General features: G+C 72.8%; 18 protein-coding genes. 9 read left to right on the forward strand and 9 right to left on the reverse strand.

Features of this window, described 5'->3' with window-relative positions; genetic code table 11:
- Positions 1-2: 2 nt before the first annotated feature.
- Complete coding sequence (locus tag AB0G20_RS01755) at positions 3-1,259, reverse strand: hypothetical protein (protein ID WP_361294209.1); 1,257 nt, start codon at positions 1,257-1,259, stop codon at positions 3-5.
- Entirely contained in the window at positions 1,256-2,776 is a 1,521-nt protein-coding gene (locus tag AB0G20_RS01760; RefSeq protein ID WP_361294212.1) for an amino acid adenylation domain-containing protein, read from the reverse strand. The genes AB0G20_RS01755 and AB0G20_RS01760 overlap by 4 nt, the downstream gene beginning before the upstream one ends.
- 371 nt (positions 2,777-3,147) lie before the next feature.
- Here AB0G20_RS01760 and AB0G20_RS01765 point away from each other — a divergent pair, with 371 nt between their 5' ends.
- On the forward strand, positions 3,148-5,277 hold the full coding sequence (locus AB0G20_RS01765; protein WP_361294214.1) for a molybdopterin oxidoreductase family protein: 2,130 nt from the start codon (positions 3,148-3,150) through the stop codon (positions 5,275-5,277).
- Positions 5,278-5,281: 4 nt separating this feature from the next.
- Here the strand turns inward: AB0G20_RS01765 and AB0G20_RS01770 are convergent, their stop codons facing one another.
- Positions 5,282-6,928, reverse strand: coding sequence for a M4 family metallopeptidase (locus tag AB0G20_RS01770; RefSeq protein WP_361294217.1), 1,647 nt, complete (start codon positions 6,926-6,928; stop codon positions 5,282-5,284).
- A gap of 139 nt (positions 6,929-7,067) precedes the next feature.
- Between AB0G20_RS01770 and AB0G20_RS01775 the strand changes: the two genes are divergently transcribed.
- Positions 7,068-7,484, forward strand: a complete 417-nt coding sequence (locus tag AB0G20_RS01775) for a gamma-glutamylcyclotransferase family protein (RefSeq protein WP_361294220.1) — start codon at positions 7,068-7,070, stop codon at positions 7,482-7,484.
- Between the two features lie 54 nt (positions 7,485-7,538).
- Here the strand turns inward: AB0G20_RS01775 and AB0G20_RS01780 are convergent, their stop codons facing one another.
- Positions 7,539-8,156, reverse strand: coding sequence for an NAD(P)H-dependent oxidoreductase (locus tag AB0G20_RS01780; RefSeq protein ID WP_361294223.1), 618 nt, complete (start codon positions 8,154-8,156; stop codon positions 7,539-7,541).
- A gap of 268 nt (positions 8,157-8,424) precedes the next feature.
- Here AB0G20_RS01780 and AB0G20_RS01785 point away from each other — a divergent pair, with 268 nt between their 5' ends.
- Both AB0G20_RS01785 and AB0G20_RS01790 read left to right on the forward strand, forming a co-directional pair.
- Entirely contained in the window at positions 8,425-8,946 is a 522-nt protein-coding gene (locus tag AB0G20_RS01785; protein WP_361294226.1) for a hypothetical protein, read from the forward strand.
- A 129-nt stretch (positions 8,947-9,075) separates the two neighbouring features.
- Positions 9,076-9,735, forward strand: a complete 660-nt coding sequence (locus tag AB0G20_RS01790) for a class F sortase (protein WP_361294229.1) — start codon at positions 9,076-9,078, stop codon at positions 9,733-9,735.
- Here the strand turns inward: AB0G20_RS01790 and AB0G20_RS01795 are convergent.
- Positions 9,673-10,065 (reverse strand): helix-turn-helix domain-containing protein, encoded by a 393-nt coding sequence (locus AB0G20_RS01795; RefSeq protein ID WP_361294232.1) that lies wholly within the window; start codon positions 10,063-10,065, stop codon positions 9,673-9,675. The genes AB0G20_RS01790 and AB0G20_RS01795 overlap by 63 nt on opposite strands.
- A 106-nt stretch (positions 10,066-10,171) precedes the next feature.
- Here AB0G20_RS01795 and AB0G20_RS01800 point away from each other — a divergent pair, with 106 nt between their 5' ends.
- The gene (locus AB0G20_RS01800) at positions 10,172-11,077 is read left to right on the forward strand and encodes an NAD(P)-binding domain-containing protein (RefSeq protein ID WP_361294235.1); all 906 of its coding nucleotides are present in this window, start codon (positions 10,172-10,174) and stop codon (positions 11,075-11,077) included.
- Here AB0G20_RS01800 and AB0G20_RS01805 read toward each other — a convergent pair.
- Positions 11,074-11,856, reverse strand: coding sequence for a TSUP family transporter (locus AB0G20_RS01805; protein WP_361294238.1), 783 nt, complete (start codon positions 11,854-11,856; stop codon positions 11,074-11,076). The two genes, AB0G20_RS01800 and AB0G20_RS01805, sit on opposite strands and share 4 nt — an antisense overlap.
- A 183-nt stretch (positions 11,857-12,039) precedes the next feature.
- Here AB0G20_RS01805 and AB0G20_RS01810 point away from each other — a divergent pair, with 183 nt between their 5' ends.
- The 3 genes from AB0G20_RS01810 to nirD are packed head-to-tail and all read left to right on the forward strand — an operon-like array spanning position 12,040 to position 16,210.
- The gene (locus AB0G20_RS01810; protein WP_361294241.1) at positions 12,040-13,257 is read left to right on the forward strand and encodes an FAD-dependent oxidoreductase; all 1,218 of its coding nucleotides are present in this window, start codon (positions 12,040-12,042) and stop codon (positions 13,255-13,257) included.
- Positions 13,257-15,863 carry a nitrite reductase large subunit NirB gene (nirB, locus tag AB0G20_RS01815; RefSeq protein WP_361294244.1) on the forward strand — a complete coding sequence of 869 codons (2,607 nt, stop codon included), beginning with the start codon at positions 13,257-13,259 and terminating at the stop codon, positions 15,861-15,863. The genes AB0G20_RS01810 and nirB overlap by 1 nt, the downstream gene beginning before the upstream one ends.
- Complete coding sequence (gene nirD / locus AB0G20_RS01820; protein ID WP_361294247.1) at positions 15,860-16,210, forward strand: nitrite reductase small subunit NirD; 351 nt, start codon at positions 15,860-15,862, stop codon at positions 16,208-16,210. Before nirB ends, nirD begins: the two co-directional genes overlap by 4 nt.
- Before the next feature lie 165 nt (positions 16,211-16,375).
- Here the strand turns inward: nirD and AB0G20_RS01825 are convergent, their stop codons facing one another.
- A complete protein-coding gene (locus AB0G20_RS01825; protein WP_361294250.1) occupies positions 16,376-17,620 on the reverse strand; it encodes a helix-turn-helix domain-containing protein in 1,245 nt (414 codons plus the stop codon).
- Between the two features lie 233 nt (positions 17,621-17,853).
- Here AB0G20_RS01825 and AB0G20_RS01830 point away from each other — a divergent pair, with 233 nt between their 5' ends.
- The gene (locus tag AB0G20_RS01830; protein WP_361294253.1) at positions 17,854-18,279 is read left to right on the forward strand and encodes a peptidase inhibitor family I36 protein; all 426 of its coding nucleotides are present in this window, start codon (positions 17,854-17,856) and stop codon (positions 18,277-18,279) included.
- 78 nt (positions 18,280-18,357) lie between these two features.
- On the opposite strand, the gene AB0G20_RS01835 is transcribed toward AB0G20_RS01830, so the two are convergent.
- Positions 18,358-20,031 carry a SulP family inorganic anion transporter gene (locus tag AB0G20_RS01835; protein ID WP_361294256.1) on the reverse strand — a complete coding sequence of 558 codons (1,674 nt, stop codon included), beginning with the start codon at positions 20,029-20,031 and terminating at the stop codon, positions 18,358-18,360.
- Positions 20,032-20,612: 581 nt separating this feature from the next.
- Positions 20,613-21,218: a carbonic anhydrase gene (locus AB0G20_RS01840; protein WP_361294259.1), complete on the reverse strand. Its 606-nt coding sequence runs from the start codon at positions 21,216-21,218 to the stop codon at positions 20,613-20,615.
- Between the last annotated feature and the right edge of the window lie 23 nt (positions 21,219-21,241).

Below are 21,241 nucleotides of genomic sequence, written 5' to 3' on the forward strand. Positions count from 1 at the left end.
TTCTACGAGTCCCAGATCGCGCCGTACGCGGGAATCCCCCGCCGCTCCAGACCGTGGACCACCTGCCAGGTCAGCTTCTTGTTGGAGATGCAGATGACCGCCTCGGCGCCGAATTCCCGGTAGGCGTCGTGGGCGAGGCGCACCATGTCGGGCTTGCCGTGCCGGGAGGTGTCCCAGACCAGGGCATGCGGCTGGACGGCGAGGATCTCGTCGACCAGGGCGTCGCCGTAGGTCGCGCGGGGGTCGCGGGTCGCCCAGACCAGCCGGGAGGGCACCTGGGCGGCGAGCAGGTGGGGCAGGCAGGGGCCGATGCCGCTGCCGGTGGCGACGTAGACCACCTTGGTGAACAGGACCTCGATGTTGGCGACGCCGGCCGTGGTGATGCCCTTGACCCACACCTTTGCGGGCAGGTCGTCGATGAAGGAGCCGGTCCAGTCGCCGGCCCGGGAGACGGTGAGCCGGAAGCCCGGCTCACCGGGCGAGGGGACGTTGGCGAAGGAGTGCCATTCCTTCAGCGGGCTGCGGCTGATCGCGGTGGACGAGCCCGCGAAAGGGGTCTCGCCGTGGTCGAAGCGGGCCAGCACCACGTGGGAGGAGGGGCGTTCGAGGTGGACGTCCACCTTGCGCAGCCGCAGCCAGGGCAGGGCGACGCTGAAGGTGACCACCGTGAGCACGCCGACCTCCCAGGGGCCCGGCGACGACAGCAGCGTGTGCGTCCAGAACAGGGCCAGGGCGGCCCAGCCGCCGAAGCGGTGGATCTTCTCGAACTGGTCGTGGTGGCGGGAGCGGAAGGGTGGCAGTGCGGTGGCGATGACGAGTGCGAGGAGGGCGATCAGGGCCCAGCCGACGGTCATCAGAGGGCCGCTCGGTGTCGTGATCGTCAGCGTTAGGAACCAGGCCGTGCCCGCCAGCGCCCCGCCGACGTGCAGTCCGCCGAAGTGGTAGACCTTGCCGAGCGTCCAGCGGACCCTCAGCGGCCAGCTCGTCGGCGCCGAAGTCGCCAGCCGGAAGAGGAAGTTGATCACGTACTGCTGGCGTACGACGACGGCGAGGGCGAGGTTGGCGAGGGCCGCGTGCCCGAGGGCGGGTGTGGCCAGGGGCCAACAGGCCCAGGCGAAGACCGCGTTGGCCAGCAGGACCAGGGCCGCCAGCCGGTTGTAGTGCATCAGGCGGGGGTGCTTGAGCAGGCGGCGGGGGCCCGGGAGGAGCGGCGGGAGCCCGCCGGTCGCCTGATGGCTGCGGGGAGGGGACGTGGTCATCGCGCCACCGCCACGCGCTCCTCGATCATGCGCAGCAGCGCCTGTTTGTCGACCTTGCCGCGGTCGGTCTCGGGGAGGAAGGCCAGCGGCAGGATCCGCTCGGGGACGCAGTAGTACGGCAGGGCGTCCGCGACGGCCCGGCGTGCGGCGTCCGGGTCGACGTCCGCCGGGCAGACGAAGGAGACCAGGGTGCGGGCGTCGCGTTTCAGGGTGACGGCCCGGGTGCAGCCGGCGGCCGACTCCAGGACCGAGGAGACGGAGTCCAGCTCGACGCGGAAGCCGCGCACCTTGACCTGGTCGTCGGTGCGGCCGAGGTGCTCCAGCTCGCCGCCGGCGGTCCAGCGGCCGAGGTCGCGGGTGCGGAACATGCGCCGGCCGCCGCCCAGGAACGGGTCGGGGGCGTAGCGCTCGGCGTTGAGGGCGTCGTCGCCGAGGTAGCCGGCGGAGACGCAGTCGCCGCCGGCCCACATCTCGCCCACCTCGCCGATCGGCAGGGGGCGGCGGTCGGCGTCGAGGACGTAGACCGTGTTGTTGGGGGTGGGGCGGCCGATGGTGAGCAGCGGGGCGGACGGGTCGTGGCGGCTCATCGTGTTGACGATCGTCGTCTCCGTCGGGCCGCAGCAGTTGAAGAAGGCGGCCTGCCGGGCCCACCGGTCGGCCAGCGGGCGCGGGCAGGGCTCCCCCGCGACGGCGACCGTGCGCACCCGCGGGCAGGCGGCCGGGTCGAGGCCGGACAGCACGGTCGGGGTCGCGACGAGCACGTCCGCCGTGCGGGCCGCCGCCGCGAGGTCCTTGCCGCGGATGACGAGCGTGCCGCCCTGGGCGAGGCAGCCGAGGATCTCCCAGGCGGCCATGTCGAAGGCGATGTTGAGGAGCTGGGCGACGCGGTCGCCGGGCCGGACGCCGAGACCGCCCGGCGCGGTGAGCAGGAGGTTGGCGACATTGCGGTGGGTGACCTTCACGCCGTTGGGGCGGCCGGTGGTGCCGGAGGTGAACAGGACGTAGCAGCCGTCGTCGCCGGTGACGCGGACGCGTGGGGCCGGGGCGTACGGCAGCGGCTCGTCGAGCGGGAGCAGCAGATGGCCGTCCGGCAGGGGGACGCGGCGGGCGTGTTCGGCGACCGTGAGGACGATCCGGGTGCGGGCGGTGCGGATGACGTGGGTGAGCTGGGCCGGGGGTGCGAGGCCGATGTCCTGCGGGACGTAGGCGGCGCCGGCCTTCAGGATGCCGAGCAGGCCGACCAGCATCGGGATCGAGCGGCGGACGAACAGGCCGACGTGGTCGCCGGGGCGCACGCCCTCGCGGACCAGGCGGGCGGCGAGGGCGCCGGCGTACCGGTCGAGCTCGCCGTAGGTGATGCGGGAGCCCTGGTGTTCGGCGGCGACGGCGTGCGGGGTGACCGTGGCGTGCCGGGCGACGGCGTGGTGCAGGAGCGGGTCGGGGACGGGGACGGTGGGGCCTCGGCCGTACTGCCGGAAGAGCTGCTGGTCGCGGGGGGTCAAGTGGCGCAGAGGCATGATCGGGTGGCCTCCTGGCTGTTTCGAGGTCGGATGTGCCACCTGCGGTGGAGCCGCGGGTGGATGCAGCCGTGAGTGGCGGGCATGCCCGGGGGTCGAACGCCGTGCGGAGTCGTGCGAGCGCTGCGCGTAGCGAGAGCGTAGTGCTGTTGCTTCAACACTCAACGAGGCCTGATCGGCCAAGAAAGGAACGCAATGAGCCACATGTGGCGTTTCTCGTCCCGCAGGCAACGTCCGTGGCGGTCGGCGACGACCTGAGGTGGGGAGGCGTGTGCCCTCACGCGGGCGGGGCGGGGGCGGGGAGGTTGCCGTCCCGGCCGCGTAACAGGGAACCGTCCCGGGCGTAACACGGCCGACGCACGCTGAACGGTATGCAGAGCACCGTGACGCCCACGCACTGTCCGTACTGCGCCCTGCAGTGCGGGATGAACCTGACGCCCGTGCCGGACGGGACCGTCGAGGTGAGCGAGCGCGCGGACTTCCCGGTGAACCGCGGCGCCCTGTGCGGCAAGGGCCGTACGGCCGCGGCGGTGCTCGCGCCGGGCGTCCGTCTGACCTCCCCGTTGGTGCGCGACGAGGGCGGCACGCTGGTGCCCGCCTCCTGGGACGAGGCGCTGGACCGGATCGCCGCCGGACTGGGCCGCACGCGCGCGGAGCACGGGCCGGACGCGGTCGGGGTGTTCGGCGGGGGCGGGCTGACGAACGAGAAGGCGTACACGCTCGGCAAGTTCGCGCGGGTCGTGCTCGGCACCTCCCAGATCGACTACAACGGGCGTTTCTGCATGTCGTCGGCGGCGGCCGCCGGCATCAAGGCGTTCGGTCTCGACCGCGGGCTGCCCTTCCCGCTGGAGGACATCCCGAAGTCCGGCTGTGTGATCCTCGTCGGGTCGAACCTCGCGGAGACCATGCCGCCGTCGCTGCGGTTCTTCACCGAGTTGAAGGAGAACGGCGGCACGCTGATCGTGATCGACCCGCGCCGCACGAAGACCGCCGAGCAGGCGGACCTGCACCTGGCGCCCCGGCCGGGCACGGATCTGGCCCTCGCCCTGGGCCTGCTGCACCTGGTGATCGCCGAGGGGCGGGTGGACGAGGAGTACGTCCGGGAGCGCACGTCCGGCTGGGAGGACGCCCGGGCCGCGGCGATGGCGCACTGGCCGGAGTACGTGGAGCGGATCACGGGGGTGTCCGTTCCTCAACTCCGTGAGACCGTGCGCATGTTCTGCGAGCCGGAGTCGGCGATGGTGCTCACCGCCCGGGGGCCCGAGCAGCAGTCCAAGGGCACGGACACGGTGGGCGCGTGGATCAACCTGTGCCTGGCGACCGGCCGGGCGGGCCGCCCGCGGTCCGGGTACGGCTGCCTGACCGGCCAGGGCAACGGGCAGGGCGGGCGGGAACACGGCCAGAAGGCCGACCAGTTGCCGGGCTACCGCAAGCTCGACGACCCGGCCGCGCGGGCGCACGTCGCCGAGGTGTGGGGGGTGGACCCGGACAGCCTGCCCGGCCCGGGGCGCAGTGCGTACGAGTTGCTGGACGCGCTGGGCACCGACATCAGGTCGCTGCTGCTGATGGCGTCCAACCCGGTGGTGTCGGCGCCGCGTGCCGCGCACATCGAGGAGCGCATCAGGTCGCTGGACTTCCTGGCGGTCTGTGACGTGGTGCTGTCGGAGACGGCGGCGCTCGCGGACGTGGTCCTGCCGGTCACCCAGTGGGCCGAGGAGACGGGCACGACGACCAACCTGGAGGGCAGGGTCCTGCTGCGGCGCCGGGCGATCACCCCGCCCGACGGCATCCGCAGCGACCTGGAGGTGCTGCACGAACTCGCCGCCCGGCTGGGCGTGGAGAAGGGCTTCCCGACGGACCCGGAGGAGGTCTTCGAGGAACTACGCCGGGCGTCCGCGGGCGGGGCGGCGGACTACTCGGGCATCACCTACCGGAGGCTGGCGGAGGAGAACGGGGTGTTCTGGCCGTGTCCGGCGGCGGTGGAGTCGGTCGACGAGGGCGAGGACGCCGTTCCCGTCGGAGAGGCACCGGCCGTGCATCCCGGCACGCCCCGCCTCTTCCTCGACCGTTTCGCCACCCCCGACGGCCGGGCCCGGTTCGTCCCCGTGTCCCACCGTGCGATCGCCGAGGAGCCGGACGACGAGTACCCGGTGCTGCTGACCACCGGCCGGGTCGTGGCGCAGTACCAGTCCGGGGCGCAGACCCGGCGCGTGGCGGAGCTGAACGCCGCCGCGCCGGGGCCGTTCGTGGAGCTGCACCCGAGGCTGGCGGCCCGGCTCGGGGCCGCCGAGGGTGATCCGGTGGCCGTCGTGTCCCGGCGGGGCCGGGCCGTGGCGCCCGCGAGGATCACGAACGCCATCCGGCCCGACACCGTCTTCATGCCCTTCCACTGGCCGGGCGAGGGCCGCGCCAACACCCTCACCAACCCCGCGCTCGACCCGACCTCCCGGATGCCGGAGTTCAAGGCGTGCGCGGTGCGGCTGGAGGCGGTCCGGCCGTAGGGATTCAGCTCACCTCGACCGCGTTCCAGGCCGCGGCCACCGCCTTCTGCTCGGTGCTGCCGCTGCCGTAGAGGTCCTTCGCCGCGTTCAGGGTCGCCGTGCGGGCGGCCGCGTAGTCCGTCGAGGACGTCATGTAGACCGTCAGCGCGCGGTACCAGATCTTGCCCATCTTGGCCCGGCCGATGCCGGCCACCGTGGAGCCGTCGCAGGTCGGGGAGTTGTAACTGACGCCGTTGACGGACTTCTTGCCGCTGCCCTCCGCGAGCAGGTAGGCGAAGTGGTTGCCGACGCCGGAGGAGTAGTGCACGTCGAGGTCGGCGAGCCCCTCGCTCCAGCAGTCCGCCGACTTCCCGTCCTTGGACGGCTTGTCCATGAAGCGCAGGGCCTCCCGTCCGAGGCCGGAGCGGACGACCTTCTCGCCGATGAGCCAGTCACCCCGGTCCTCGGCGTTGGCCGCGTGGAACTCCACCAGCGTGCCGAAGATGTCCGACGTGGCCTCGTTCAGGCCGCCGGACTCGCCCGAGTACGTCAGCGCCGCCGTCTTCGAGGTGACGCCGTGGGACATCTCGTGCCCGGCGACGTCCAGCGACACCAGCGGGCCCATGAGCTTGCCGTCGCCGTCGCCGTACGTCATGCAGAAGCAGTTGTCGTCCCAGAAGGCGTTGTTGTAGTCCTTGCCGTAGTGGACGCGGTTGAAGGACCCCTTGCCGTCGCCTGCGATGCCGGCGCGGCCGTGGACCTTCTTGTAGTAGTCCCAGGTGACGTCCGTGCCGTACTGGGCGTCCACCGCCACCGTGGACCGGTCGGCGGTCGTGCCGGTCCCCCACTGGTTGTCGGCGTCCGTGAAGAGCGTCGCGGGGGCGCGGGTCAGGCAGACGGTCAGCAGGCACTTGTCCGTCTTGTTCTCGGCGTCGCCGGTGTATGTGCCGCCGCGCGTCGCGTCCTTCAGCTGGTACGACGAGCCGGACGCCGTCGTCTCCAGCGGGACCGTGCCGCCGTAGAGGGACTTGCCGTCACCCGAGGCCGATTCCATGGAGTCCCAGGCGTCGATCCGGGCGCCGGTCGTCGCGTCGGTCAGCACGGTGCGCCCGACCGGGTTGCCGAGTTCGTCGTGCGCCACCGCGTCGGTCTGCCAGGCCAGCTTCGGGGCGCCGTGCAGGGCGTCGACGACCAGCCGCGGCTTGGCGGTCAGCTTCTTCAGGGTCTCGCCGAGGTGCGCGGCGCGCAGCAGGTTCGCCGCGAGGTCGGCGGCCTTGGGGGCGGTCACCTTCGGGGTGACGCTCGCCAGGGAGAGCGCGGACTTCGTCGCGCGGCTCGTGCCGCGGTACGAGCCGTCCGGGTTCAGGTGGAGCACGAAGTCGCCGCCGAGGACCGGGAGCCGGTGGTAGGTGCGGTCGTAGCGGACGTGCCGGGTGCCGTCCTCGTCGACGACGACGTCCCGGACCTTCGTCTCCTGGGCCGAGGTGAGGCCCAGGGCGCCGGCCCGGTCCGCGAGCACCGCCTCCGCGTCCTCGATCGCGCTCGACCTGGTCGGCCGGTCCGCCGCGCCGGCGGCCGGGGAGAGGACGGCGGCCAGCAGGGCGGTGGTGCCGGTGACGGCCACACCGGCGAGGGCGAGACGGGAACCGCGGACATGACGTATCCGACTCATCGGTCTCCTCATGCGGGCGCACCCGGTCGCGTGGGGTCGACCGGGGGCGGCGTTGATGTTGACCGCGAGTTAAGGCGGCGCGGACATGGCATGTCCATAGCCCCGCTGTGGAGGTGTGTGAGGGTGCAGAATCGTTCCTGTGACCCTCCCTTTCTTCGTCTACGGCACCCTCCGTCCGGGGGAGGTCAACCACGACCTCTTCCTGCGCGGCCGCACCCGTTCCGAGGAGCCGGGGAGGCTCGCGGACGCGGTGCTGTACGAGGGGCCGGGCTACCCGTACGCGGTCGAGGAGCCGGACGGCGGCGTGATCAGCGGGGAGCTGATCAGCGCACTGCCGGAGGCGTACGAGGGGCTGCTCGCCGAGCTCGACCGGCTGGAGGAGTACGTGCCGGGGGATCCGCGCAGTCTGTATGTGCGCGTCGAGCGGAAGGTCGTACGAGAGGCCGACGGGGCGGTCGTCCGGGCGTGGGTGTACGTGGCCGCGCCCGCCGTCGCCACGCGGCTGCGGGCCCGGGGTCGGGCGATCGCGGGCGGGGACTGGCGGGCGCGGGTGTGAGGGAGCGCGGCGCGAGACGGACCGGCGCGAGACGGGTGTGCGCCTGATGCGGGCTCAGCCCGCGTAGGCCCACCTCCCCCTGGCCTCCCGCAACGCACGGCCCCACCACACCAGTTGGTCCAGCATGGTCTTCGCCGCCGCGTCCGGGCCCGACGGGTCGCGCAGGACGCCCCGGTCGTCGAAGGCGGCGCCGGCGTTGTGGAAGGAGACGGTGTCGCGGACCGTCACGGCGTGCAGCTCCGCGAAGACCTGACGCAGGTGCTCCGCGGCGCGCAGGCCGCCGGACAGGCCGCCGTAGGAGACGAGGCCGACGGGCTTGGCCTGCCACTCGGTGAAGTGCCAGTCGACGAGGTTCTTCAGGCCCGCCGGGAAGGAGTGGTTGTACTCGGGGGTGAGGACCACGAAGGCGTCCGCGCGGGCCAGCTTCGGGGTGATGCCGGACAGTGCGGCCGTCGCTTCCGGGGTCGGTTCGAGGGACATGGGCAGCGCGGTCTCGGCGACATCCACGACCTCGGCGACCAGGTCGTCCCGGTCCCGGATGCGGCCGAGGAGCCAGTCGGCGACGACGGGGCCGAAGCGGCCGTGCCGGTTGCTGCCCACGACGAGGGTCAGGCGGAGCGGATCGGTCGCGGTCTGTTGCCGGGCGGCCGATTCGGTAGCGGTTGTGTTCATGCGCCACAGCCTCGTACCTCAACCATTGTTGAGGTCAAGTGTCGGCTCGCACACCCGGGTCACCCGTTCACACGCGCGCCCCGCGCTTTTCCCCGTCCCGCCCGCCGAACGCCCGTGACCTGCCGAAACGACCACGGGAAACCGCCGGTTCACCCCCGACTGACACCCATTCACCCCAATCCTGACGCTCCCTCAGCAAGCGCGGTCGTCCCGCTGCCCGTTACCTCGGAAGGGCAGGCGCACGACCGAACCGCTCGAAGGAGCACCGATGCGACGTATCGCCCGGCCGCTGACCGGTACCGCGCTGGCTGTCGCCGCCGCGGCGCTCGCCGCGGCCCCCGCGTACGGCGCGTCCGCCGGCGGCCTGGAGGTCTCCCCGGCCCCGGTCGTGCCCGGCGGTCAGGTCACGGTGCACACGGCGGCCTGCGGCGACGGCGGCTCGGCGACGGGCGACGCCAGCGCGGTCGGAGCCGGTTCCCTCAGCCTGGCGCCGGACGCGCACGGGCAGGACGCGACCGGGCGGTTCAGGGTGCCGCCCAGTGCGCAGCCGGGAACGTACGAGATCACCGCCACCTGCGACGGCAGCGGCCGGCGGGTCACCGGGGACCTGGTGGTCACGCTGACGTCGATGCGCGGGCAGGTGCATCCCCGGGGGAGTGTGAAGACGGGGGTCGGCGGCGCCCTGGGCCCCGATCCCGTGCAGACCGCGGCCGGTGTGGCGGCCCTCGCCGTCGCCGCCGCGGGCGGTACCTGGCTCCTGCATCGCCGGGCGAGAGGCGACGGGATCTGACGGACACCCTCCGCTGTCCGTCGCCGGTACCGCATGTCCCCTCCCCCTCCGGGTCCGACGCCCCTCGCGGCCCGGAGGGGGGCACGGGGTGGGGCTCCCGCCGAGGAGGGAGATCAGAAAGGGTCGGGTATGCGCAGGTTCCCCAGGTACGGCAGCGGGTTCGGCAACCCGGCCAACGCCGCCATGGCGGCCGTGACGGTGTTCGCCCTGTGCTCCGGGGCGTGGCTGCTGCGCAACGGCGCCGAGACGCACGCCCCTCCGCAGCCGTCCGCCGCGCAGGCCCGGGCGGGGCTGGACGGCCGCGCCGGTGAGCCGCCCGCCGTGCCCGCCCTGCCGCCCTCGCCGCCCGACCGCATCCGCATCCCGGCGATCCGGGTCGACGCGCCACTGACCGGGCTCGGGCTGACGAAGACCGGCAGTCTCGACGTGCCGCCCGCGGCGGACGAGAACCTCGCCGGCTGGTACGAGGCCGGCACCACCCCCGGCGAACGGGGCACGGCGATCGTCGCCGGCCATGTCGACAACGCCGACGGCCCCGCCGTCTTCTACGGCCTCGGCGCCCTGGCCAAGGGCAGCACGATCGAGGTGGACCGGCGGGACGGCGGCGTCGCGGTGTTCACCGTGGACGCCGTCGAGGTGTACGCCGCGAAGGACTTCCCCGACGAGAAGGTCTACGGCGCCGCCCCCCGCCCCGAACTGCGGGTCATCACCTGCGGCGGCGGCTACTCACGCGGCACCGGTTACCAGGGGAACGTCGTCGTCTTCGCGCACCTGACCGGCAGCCGGTGACCCGCCCAGGACGTTGGCCCTCCCCCAGGCCCCGAGCGGTTCCAGTGCCTCGTTCAGGGACACGCCCCGGGGTGTCAGCGAGTACTCCACGCGCGGCGGCACCTCGTCGTAGGCCTCGCGGTGCACCAGGCCGTCGGCCTTCATCTCCCTCAGGTGCGAGGCCAGCACCTTCTCGGTGATCCCCGGCAGCTCCCGGCGCAACTCGCCGAAACGGCAGGGCCGCTCGTTCAGCGCCCAGAGGATCAGCACCTTCCACTTGCCGCCGATCACGTCCATCGCCGCGTCGATCCCGCAGACGTACGCCCCCGGCCGCCGCCCCGTCGTCCCCATGCCCGAGCTCCTCCCCTGCCGCTGCCTGGACTCTTCCCGCGAGGTAACCACCCACTTCCAAGTGCGTACTTGAGCGGGCGCTTCCTCAGCGACGAGCCTAAACGCCATGACCGATACCGCAGTTGTCTCCCGCACCCCGCTCACTCTGCTCGGCACCGGTGCCATGGGCACCGCCCTCGCCCGCGCCTGGCTCGCCGCCGGGCACGAGGTGACCGTCTGGAACCGCACCCCCGCCCGCGCGCAGGCCCTCGCCGCCGAGGGCGCCGTGGTCGCCGCGAGCGCCGCCGAGGCCGTGGCGGCGAACCGCCTGGTGATCGCCTGCCTGCTCGACGACGCCTCCGTGGGCGAGGCCCTCGACGGGGCCGTCCTCGCCGGGCGGGATCTGGTCAACCTGACCACGGGCACCCCCGAGGAGGGCCGTACGCTCGCCGCCCGGGCCGAGGCGCGCGGCGCCCGTTTCCTGGACGGCGGCATCATGGCCGTACCGCCGATGATCGGGGTGCCGGACTCCGGCGGATACGTCTTCTACAGCGGCTCCCCCGAGCTGTTCGAGGAGCACCGCGGCACCCTCGCGGTCCCGGCCGGCACCCGCTACGTCGGGGCCGACCCGGGCTTCGCCGCGCTGCACGACGTGGCGCTGCTGAGCGCGATGTCCGGCATGTTCGCGGGCATCACGCACGCCTTCGCGCTGATCCGCCCGGAGGACATCGCCCCGAAGGACTTCGCACCGCTGCTCGCGGACTGGCTGTCCGCGATGGCCCCGGCCGTGCACCAGACGGCCGAGCAGCTGCAGAGCGGCGACTACGCCAAGGACGTCGTCTCCAACCTCGCCATGCAGGTCGCGGGCAACGCCACGCTGCTGCGCACGGCCGAGGAGCAGCGGGTCAGCCCGGAGCTGCTGACGCCGTACATGGAGCTGATGGAGCGCAGGCTCGCGCAGGGGCACGGGGACGAGGACGGCACGGGGATGGTCGAGCTGCTGGATCTGCAGCGGGGCCCGGGCGTCGCCTAAGCCAGCCACTGCTCGTACGCCAGGTTCCCCACCAGGGCGAACACGACCGTCAGCAGCACGATCCGGACGAAGCCGCTGCCCTTCTTCAAGGCGGTGTGGGCGCCGAGGGTGCCGCCCGCCAGGTTGAAGACGGCCATCAGGGCGGCCAGTTGCCACAGGACCGCGCCCTGCCAGGCGAAGGTCGCCAGGGCGCCCGCGTTGGTGCAGCAGTTGACGACCTTGGCGGTGGCGGAGGCTGCGACGAGGTCGAGGTGGAGGACGGCGGTGAGCGCGAGGACCAGGAAGGTGCCGGTGCCGGGGCCGATGAGACCGTCGTAGAAGCCGATGCCGAGGCCCGCCAGGCCGATCGCGGCGAGGATCTGGCGGCGGGTGGCCGGGCCGGTCGCGGGGGCCGTGCCGAAGGCGGGCCGCAGGATCACGAAGGCGGCGACCCCGAGCAGCACCACCATGATCACCGGCTTGAGGACGTCGGTGCTCATCCCGGCCGCGAAGAAGGCCCCGGCGGAGGATCCGGCGAGGGCGGCCAGCCCGATGCGGACCGCTGTCTTCACGTCCACCGGGGCCTTGCGGGCGTACGTCACCGCCGCGCCCGTCGTGCCCACGATGGCGACGGCCTTGTTGGTTCCCAGCGCGTGCGCGGCGGGTGTGTTCGCCGGCAGTCCGAGCAGCAGCACCGGCAGCAGCAGGAGGCCGCCCCCGCCGACCACGGCGTCGATCCAGCCGGCGGCGAGGGCCGCGACGCAGAGCAGGACGATCATGGTCAGCGATATGTCGGGCATGATCGTGACCCTATGCGAGGCCGGTGCGAGACTGGTACGAGGCCGGTACGACGCCCCTCACAGCCACCGTCGCCGCACGTCAGGAACCCTCACATCCACACCCCCGCCCCGCTGAGGGCAGCGTTCCCCGCGGGAAACAGAGGCGATGCTGCCGGGTAACACCGGCACCGCACGCTCAAGTGCATGACCTCGAATGAGCGTGTGGTGGTGATCGGCACCGGCCTCGCGGGCGCACGACTGGCCCGGCGGCTCGGTGAGCTCGGCACGCCCGCGCTGCTGATCGGCGAGGAGGAGCACCGGCCCTACAACCGGGTGCTGCTCGCCGAGGTGCTGGCCGGACGGTACAGCCCCGAGGTGATCGCCCTGCCGGCGCCCGCGCAGGCCACGCGCGGCCGGGTCGTCGGCATCGACCGCGACGGGCGGACCGTCGAGTGCGCCGACGGCACGGTGATCGCATACGACCGGCTCGTCCTCGCCACCGGCTCCAACCCCGTGCTGCCGCCCCTGCGCGGGCTGTTCACCGAGAATCACGAACTCCCCGAGGGCGTCCACGCGTTCCGCACCATGGACGACTGCCTGGGCCTGTCCAAGGCGGTCCGGCCGGGCGTGAAGGCGGTCGTCATCGGCGGCGGGCTCCTCGGGGTCTCCGCCGCCCGGGCGCTCGCCCTGCGCGGTGCCCAGGTCGTGCTCGCCCAGCAGTCCGAGCGGCTGATGGAGCGCCAGCTCGACCCGGCCGCGTCGAAGCTCGTCAAGCGGCACCTGACCGACCTGGGCGTCGAGGTGCACACCGAGTGCCGCGTCCGGGACGTGCGCTGCGTCGGCGGCGCGGTCCGCTCGGTGGAGATGGCCGACGGCTACGCGCTCGACGCCGACCTGGTGGTCGTCGCCTGCGGGGTGCGCCCCCGGGTCGGTCTCGCGCAGGCCGCTGGACTGGAGGTCCGCAAGGGCGTCGTCGTCGACGACGAGCTGCGCACCTCCGACCCGTACATCCACGCCGTCGGCGACTGCGCCCAGCACGACGACGTGCTCTACGGCCTCGCCACCCCGGCGCTCGAACAGGCCGACGCACTCGCGGAGTTGCTGGCCGGTGACGCGACCGCCCGGTACACCGGCACCCGGTCGCTGACCCGCCTCACGCTCACGGGGCACGACAGCCCCTTCGACCTCGCCGCGTTCGGCGAGACCGAGGCGCTCCCGGGCGACGACGTCGTCCAGCTCGCCGACGCCACCCGCGGCACCTACCGCAAGGTCGTCGTCCGCGACGACCGCCTGGTCGGCGGGGTCCTCGTCGGCGAACTCGGCACCGTCGGCGCGCTCGCCCGCGCCTGGGAGGGAGCAGAGCCGCTCCCCTCCGACGGCGGCCCCTTGCTCCACCTGCTTACCAACGATGGAGGCTCCTAATGACCGCCACCGAGGGGGCCACCCCCACGATCGTGCTCGTCGGCCACGGCATGGTCGGCCAGCGCTTCCTCGAAGCGCTCGCCGAGCGCGGCCTGACCGCCACGCACCGCGTGGTCGTGCTCTGTGAGGAGCCGCGTCCTGCGTACGACCGCGTCCAGCTCACCTCGTACTTCTCGGGCAAGACGCCCGAGGACCTGTCCATGACGGACATGGAGTTCATCAAGGACCACGGCATCGAGCTGCACGTGGGCGACCCGGCGGAGAGCGTCGACCGGGAGGCCCGCCGGGTCACCGCCCGCTCCGGCCTCGTCGTCGACTACGACGTACTGGTCCTGGCCACCGGCTCGTACCCCTTCGTGCCGCCGGTCCCGGGCAAGGACGCCGAGGGCTGTTTCGTCTACCGCACGATCGAGGACCTGCTCGCGATCGAGGAGTACGCGAAGAAGGCCCAGGTGGGTGCCGTGGTCGGCGGCGGTCTGCTCGGCCTGGAGGCGGCCGGCGCCCTCAAGGGTCTCGGACTCACCTCCCACATCGTGGAGTTCGCGCCGCGCCTGATGCCGGTGCAGGTCGACGACGGCGGCGGCGCCGCCCTGCTGCGCACCATCGAGGAGATGGGCCTGAGCGTCCACACGGGTGTGGGCACGCAGGAGGTGGTGGTCGGCGAGGACGGCTCGGTCACCGGCATGAAGCTGTCCGACGGTTCCGAACTCGCCACCGACCTGGTGGTGTTCTCCGCCGGTGTCCGCCCCCGCGACCAGCTGGCCCGCGACTGCGGTCTGACGGTCGGCGAGCGCGGCGGCATCACGGTCGACGAGCAGTGCCGTACGGTCAACGACCCGCACGTCTTCGCGATCGGCGAGTGCGCGCTGGCCTCCGACGGCCGGGTGTACGGCCTGGTGGCCCCGGGCTACGAGCAGGCCGAGACGGCGGCGGCCACGATCGCCTCGGACGAGGCCTCCTTCACCGGTGCCGACCTCTCCACCAAGCTGAAGCTGCTCGGCGTGGACGTGGCGTCCTTCGGTGACGCGCACGGCGCCGCCGAGGACTGCCTGGACGTCGTCTACTCCGACTCCCGCGCGGGCCTGTACAAGAAGCTGGTCATCGGCCGCGACGGCACGCTGCTCGGCGGCATCCTGGTCGGCGACGCGGAGGCGTACGGCACGCTGAAGGCGTTCACCGGCTCGATCCCGCCGGTCTCGCCCGAGTCGCTGGTGCTGCCCGCCGGTGCCGGGGAGTCCGTCCAGCTCGGCCCGTCCGCGCTGCCGGACGACGCGATCGTCTGCTCCTGCCACAACGTCTCCAAGGGCACGATCCGCGGCGCGGTCACCGACCACCAGTGCACGACCGTGCCCGAGGTGAAGAAGTGCACCAAGGCCGGCACCGGCTGCGGTTCCTGCGTCAAGGTCCTCGGCCAGCTCGTCAACGCCGAGCTGGAGGCGAGCGGCGTCGAGGTCGACAAGGGCCTGTGCGGCTGCTTCGGGCAGACCCGCGAGGAGCTCTACGAGATCGTCCACGCCCTGCGCATCACCACCTACCAGGACCTGCTCGACCGGCACGGCCGCGAGGAGGCCCGGGGCGGTGACGGCTGCGAGGTCTGCAAGCCGACCGTCGGCTCGATCATCGCCTCCCTCGCCCCGACGATCGGCGCGAGCGGCTACGTCCTGGACGGCGAGCAGGCGGCCCTTCAGGACACCAACGACCACTTCCTGGCCAACCTGCAGAAGAACGGCTCGTACTCGGTCGTGCCGCGGATCCCCGGTGGCGAGATCGCCCCGGAGAAGCTGATCGTGATCGGCGAGATCGCCCGCGACTTCGGCCTCTACACGAAGATCACCGGTGGTCAGCGGATCGACATGTTCGGCGCCCGCGTCGAGCAGCTGCCGCTGATCTGGGCCCGGCTGGTGGACGCCGGCTTCGAGTCCGGCCACGCCTACGGCAAGTCGCTGCGCACGGTGAAGTCCTGCGTCGGCCAGACCTGGTGCCGCTACGGCGTCCAGGACTCGGTGAAGATGGCGATCGACCTGGAGCTGCGCTACCGGGGTCTGCGCTCCCCGCACAAGCTGAAGTCGGCGGTCTCCGGCTGCCAGCGCGAGTGCGCCGAGGCCCAGTCGAAGGACTTCGGCGTGATCGCCACCGCCAACGGCTGGAACCTCTACGTCGGCGGCAACGGCGGCGCGACGCCGCGCCACGCGGACCTGCTCGCGCAGGACCTGTCGGACGCCGAACTGGTCCGGCTGATCGACCGGTTCCTGATGTTCTACATCCGCACGGCCGACCGCCTGGAGCGCACCTCGACCTGGCTGGAGCGGATCCCGGGCGGCCTGGAGCACGTACGGGACGTGGTGGTGCACGACTCGCTCGGCATCTGCGACGAGCTGGAGCAGCTGATGCAGGCGCACGTCGCGCACTACCGCGACGAATGGGCCGAGACCATCAACGACCCCGAGAAGCTCGCCCGGTTCGTGTCCTTCGTGAACGCGCCGGACACCCCGGACCCCGTCGTCGCCTTCGTGCCCGAGCGCGACCAGATGAAGCCCGACCTGCCGCTGCTGTCCATCGGCATGCGACCCGCCGCTGACGTACTGGAAGGAAGCGCCCAGCGATGACCCTGGCACTCGAGACCACCGATCTCAAGATCGAACTCGCCCTGGACGGCGACTGGTTCACGGTCTGCGACCTGAGCACGCTGCTGCCGGGCCGCGGGGTGGCGGCACTGCTGCCCGACGGCCGGCAGGCCGCGATCTTCCGGGACCGCTCCGGCGCCCTGTTCGCCATCGACAACCGCGACCCCTTCACCGGCGCCGCGGTCCTCTCCCGGGGCCTCACGGGCACCCACCAGGGCCGCCCCTTCGTCGCCTCCCCCCTGCTGAAGCAGCGCTTCGACCTGACGTCCGGCGAGTGCCTGGACGACGAGACGGTACGAGTGACGGCGTACCAGGTGCGGATCGCGTAGTCGGCCGCCTCTGAAAACACCCCTCCTTGCGGAGGGGTGTTTTTGCGTGCGCGAGCACCGGCCGGACGGCCGAGGCGCTGTACCGGATCGTGTCCATCGTGGTCTCGGCCACGGCTCCCGACCGGGACGATCACCGACCCCAGCCCACGACGCCGGGCACGGCGTTCAGCGCTGTGTCCGTGCCGCCGTGGGCGAGTGCGTCGGTGTCGGGGACCGGGGTGCGTCGGCGGCGCGTTCGCAGTGCGGCCAGTCGCCGAAGTCGCGGTCCCGGCTCCACAGCTTCCGGGCCGCCTGGATGTTCCACTCCGGGTCCAGGGCCTCGCGCGGCGTGCCGCCCAGCTCGCGCAGCCGGGCGTCGGAGATCTGGAACAGGCCCCAGTTCCGGGTGCCGTTGGTGTTGGGGAGGATGTGCAGCGGGTCGAGGAAGGACTGGCAGTCGGCGATGGCCACCGCCTTGTCCGGCACTTCGGGGAACACCTCCCGGACCCGCTGCCGCACCTTCTTCGGCGACCACACGCCCATCCGGACAGGCGAGGTGTAGAGCGCCTTCTTCGTCGGCTCCGCGACGACCCCGTTGGGCTGCAGTCCGGCGAGCACCTGGAAGGCGGTGACCCGGCGCAGGGTCTGCGGGCCGAAGTCCCCGTCCACGCCGATGTCCGCGCCCTTGTCGTGCAACAGGCGCTGCACCTCCCGCACGCACTCGTCGTGCTCGCCCATCGCGATCACGGGCGGGCAGTTGGCCGAGAACAACGGCCGGACCGCCTCGCCGGTGCTCCGGCCACCGCCGTCACCGTCGCCTGAGGGCGACCGGCCGCTCGACAGCACCCAGGCCGAGACCGTGACGGCGGCGATGACCGCGGCGATGACGACGGTGGCGCGCAGCCGGTGCCGGCGCGGCTGCCGCGCGGGCCGGGGTGCCGCACCGGGGGCGGGCTGCTCCGGTGCCCGGTCGCCGTCCGGGTCCGGGGCCGGGCCCCGGGCCGGCGTTGAGGCCGGGCCCCGGTCCGGGGTCGGGGCCTTGGTGGGCGCCTCTGCTTTCGGCTCGGCTTTCGGTTCGGCCTTGGGCTCGGCTTTCGGTTCGGTCTTCGGCTCGGCTTCCTGCGTCGCCTCCGGTTCCGTCCTCCCTGCCGCTTCCGGCACCGCTCCCCGTTCCGCGGCGGCCCGCGCCGCGTCCGCCAGTGCCCACAGGCGGTGCAGGGTGCGCAGTTCGTCCGGGGTCGCGCCACAGACCGTGGCCAGCCGGTGCACGCTTCCGTAGTCCTGGGGCACCGACGTGCCCTTGCAGTAGCGGTGCAACGTCGACCCGGCCAGTCCGGACTTTCTGGCGAGGGCCTCGTAACTCAGGCCGGACCGGCTCTTCAACGAACGCAACAGCGCGGCGAACCGCTCGGTTTCCGGGCATGCGGACAAGGCCGTTCCCCCCTCGGGAATCCCCACAGGACGCTGGTCGGGCGTCTCGTGCCGACACTGTGCCACCAAAGGCGTCCCATGGCCGTCCCAACGGTTCCGGAACGCGCCAGGCAGGCGCCGGGACGCCGTCCCGGCATCCCAGCCGGCCCCTTCGTCCTTGCCCGGCCCGGTCGTGCCTTGCCAGCGTCGGGCCGTCCGCTCCACCGTCCCCGACCTCCGAGGAGACCAGGCTCATGCGCCTTTCCGTACGCCGCTCTCGTACGAACTCGCTGCTCGCGGTTCTCACCGTCAGCGCCGCCGCCGTCACCGCCCTGGCCGTGCCCAGCTCCGCGTCGGCGGCCCCGGCCGCGCCCGCCGCGGTGGACTGCGCGTCCGGGCACATCTGCTTCTGGACCGGAGCCAACTTCACCGGCAGCAAGTGCGCCTGGGACGTGGCCGACCCCGACTGGCAGAGCGGTGCCGTCCGGTGTTCCTGGGCCGCCACGACCAACGTGAAGTCCGTGTGGAACGCCGGCACCAGCAGCTCCACCGGTGTCGCGTACTACCGGGGCGCCAACTACAGCGACCGGGTCGGCTGCACCCGCCAGCAGCACGGCGGCAACCTGGCCGGTACGTACAAGGTCCGCTCCCACCGGTGGATCTCGGGCAGCTGCGGCTGATCCGGCCCCCTGCACGGACGCGGTGGCGTGCACGCCTGCTCGGGCGTGCACGCCACCGCGGTATGTCCCCCTGTTGGTTCAGCCCACCAGGGGCGAGCGCGAGTGCTCCTCCGGGAGGGGCCGCGTGTCGAGGTAGAACCACTCGGCGTCGGCGGTGGGCCAGGGCGGCGGCTCCACCGTCTCCTCCGCGGTGACCGGGCGCCTGGGCAGCGGCTCCGTCGCCGGAGCCTCGAAGGCCGGCGTCGCGGAACCGGCCGGCTTCGCCTCCCCCGGCATCAGCAGCTCCACCCGCAGCCCCAGTCCCCGCTGCTGGGCGGTGAACTCCTCGACCTGGTTGCGGCAGGCGTGGTCCAGGTGGGTCACGCCGGTCAGGTCGAGGCGGATCCTCGGCTTCCCGGCCGCGGCGGCCGCCTCCAGCGCGTCGATCACCTTCGGCAGCCGCAGGAACGTGGCGTTGCCCGCCATGACGACCTTCGCCGTGTCCTGTTCGACGTGCTGGCGGATCACGGTCTGCGACATGCGCAGCGCGGCCAGCACGATCCCCGCGGCGAGACCGAACAGCACGCCCTCCAGCAGCGCGGTCGCCACGATGACCAGCATGGTCAGCGTCATCACCGCGAACTCGCCCCTGTCCTGCCGCCACATCTTGGGGAACTCGGCGGGCCCGAACAGCTTCCAGCCGCTGTGCACGAGGACGCCGGCGAGCACGGAGATCGGGATCAGCGCGAGCACCTGCGGCAGCAGCAGCGCGAAGGCGAGCAGCCACAGGCCGTGCAGGGTGCGGGAGAGCCGGGTCTTGGCCCCGGCCTGGACGTTCGCCGAACTGCGCGCCACCACCGCGGTGATGGGGAGCGCGCCGAGGATGCCCGCGACGGTGTTGCCGGCGCCCTGCGCGATCAGCTCGGTGTTGTAGCGGGTGCGCGGGCCGCTGTGCATACGGTCCACGGCGGCGGCCGTGAACAGGCTCTCCGCGGACGCGATGACCGTGAAGGTGAGGATCGCGGTGATGATCGTCCCGTCGGCGAGTCCGGCGAACTGCTCCGCGCCCGGCACCTGCACGGAGTTGAGCAGGTTGCCCACCTGGAGCGTCTTCACGTTCACGCCGGGCAGCGCGGCGACGACCGTGCCGATGCCCACGGCGACCAGGGCGGCGGGGATCTTCCCGGCCGGCCCGGGCACCTTCTTCCACACGAAGCTGAGCACGACCGTGACGGCGCCGAGCAGGGTGGCGATCATCGCCTGCGGGTCGGTCAGGATGCCGGCCAGCAGCCCGGGGATCCCGGCCATGTTCTCGAGCGCGGTGCCGGGGGCCTTGGCGTCGGCCATCGGGTAGGCCTGGCTGAACATCAGCGGCACGCCGATGCCGGCGAGCATGCCCTGGACGACGGCGACCGAGATGGCCTGGAACATCCGGCCCAGCCGTACCAGTCCCAGGATGATCTGGAGGATGCCGGCGAACAGCACGATCACGCCGAGCATGGCCACGCCGACCTCGGCGACGGTCTCCGCGACCAGCGCGGCGAGCCCGGCGGCCGGGCCGCTGACCTGGAGCGTGCTGCCCCGGACCGCGCCCACGACGAGACCGCCGATCACCCCGGAGATGATGCCGAGCTCGGCGGGGACGCCGGAGGCGACGGCGACACCGATGCACAGTGGCAGGGCGACGAGGAAGACGACGAGGGAGGCGGTGATGTCGGTGGCGATGTCCGCCTTCGCTCCGCCCTTGCCGCCGACGCCCTTGGCACGGCCCATGGCTCCGCTGATCAACCCGCCCAGCGCACCACCGCCCACCGTGCCCTTGCCCGGTCCACGGGCCGGGCGCCCCTCGGAACCGCCCCCGGACCGGCCACCGGAGCCCTCCGGCCGGTCTTCTGCCGGCCCGCCGGTCCCCCAGCCACCTGACCCGCCGGCCACGCCTCCGGGATCACCCGGTACACCTCCCGGCGCCCCACCCCACGCACCACCATCCGCCGACCAGGCTCCCGTGTCCCCCGCGGAACCCCCCGTCGGCCAATCCCCCGTGTCCCCCGCGGAACCAGTCCGCCACTCCGCGCCGCCTCCCGGCGACGGCCCTCCCCTCGGACCACCGCCCCCCGGCTCTCCTGCCGACCAGCCCCCCGCACCTCCCGCCGCTCCGGCGCTCTCCCAGCCCCCGGTCCCTTCCGCGGGTCCTGGTCCCCAACCGGCTGCGCCTCCCGCGGAATCGGTCGTCCACCGGTCCGCCGTCCCCCCCGCCGCGTCGGCCGACCACCGGTCGGCCGTGCCCTCCGCCGCTCCGCCCGGCCGCCCGCCCCCCGGGCCGCCCCGCGTCCTTCCCCGCGCGTGCGCCCCGCTCACGCGGCGTGCACCCGGAAGCTGCCGTCGTCGCCGAGTTCGTAGACGAAGCCGGTGTCGACCTCGTAGTACCAGCCGTGCAGCCGGAGCCGGCCCGAGTCGAGGCGTTGCCGCACCACGGGGTAACTCCGCAGGGCGGCCAGCTGGTTGACGACGTTGCCCTGGGACACCTCCGGCAGGGACGGATCGTCCGGGGCGGTCTCCAGGACCGAGGTCAGCTCCGGGCGGGCGAGGCGGAGCCAGGCGTCCACACCGGGCAGGGCGGACAGGTCGTCGCCGGACTTCAGCGCACCCATCGCACCGCAGTGTGAGTGACCACACACCACGATGTCCTGAACCCCGAGCACCTCCAGTGCGTACTCGATGGTGGCCGCCTCTCCACAGGCCCCGGGCCGTCCGTAGGGCGGCACGATATTGCCCGCGTTCCGCAGCTCGAATATTTCTCCGGGTCGTGCGCCCGTGATCATCGCGGGTATGACGCGCGAGTCCGAGCAGGTAATGAACAACGCCTCCGGGTATTGCCCTTCAGCCAGTTTCCGATATTCGCCGCTGTCGAAATCGACGCGCGTCCTGAACGTACGGGCACGGTCCAGCAAAGCCTTCAACGCACTCTCCTGAGCTGGGAGTT

The organism is Streptomyces sp. NPDC024017, assembly GCF_040638895.1.
Lineage (GTDB): Bacteria > Actinomycetota > Actinomycetes > Streptomycetales > Streptomycetaceae > Streptomyces.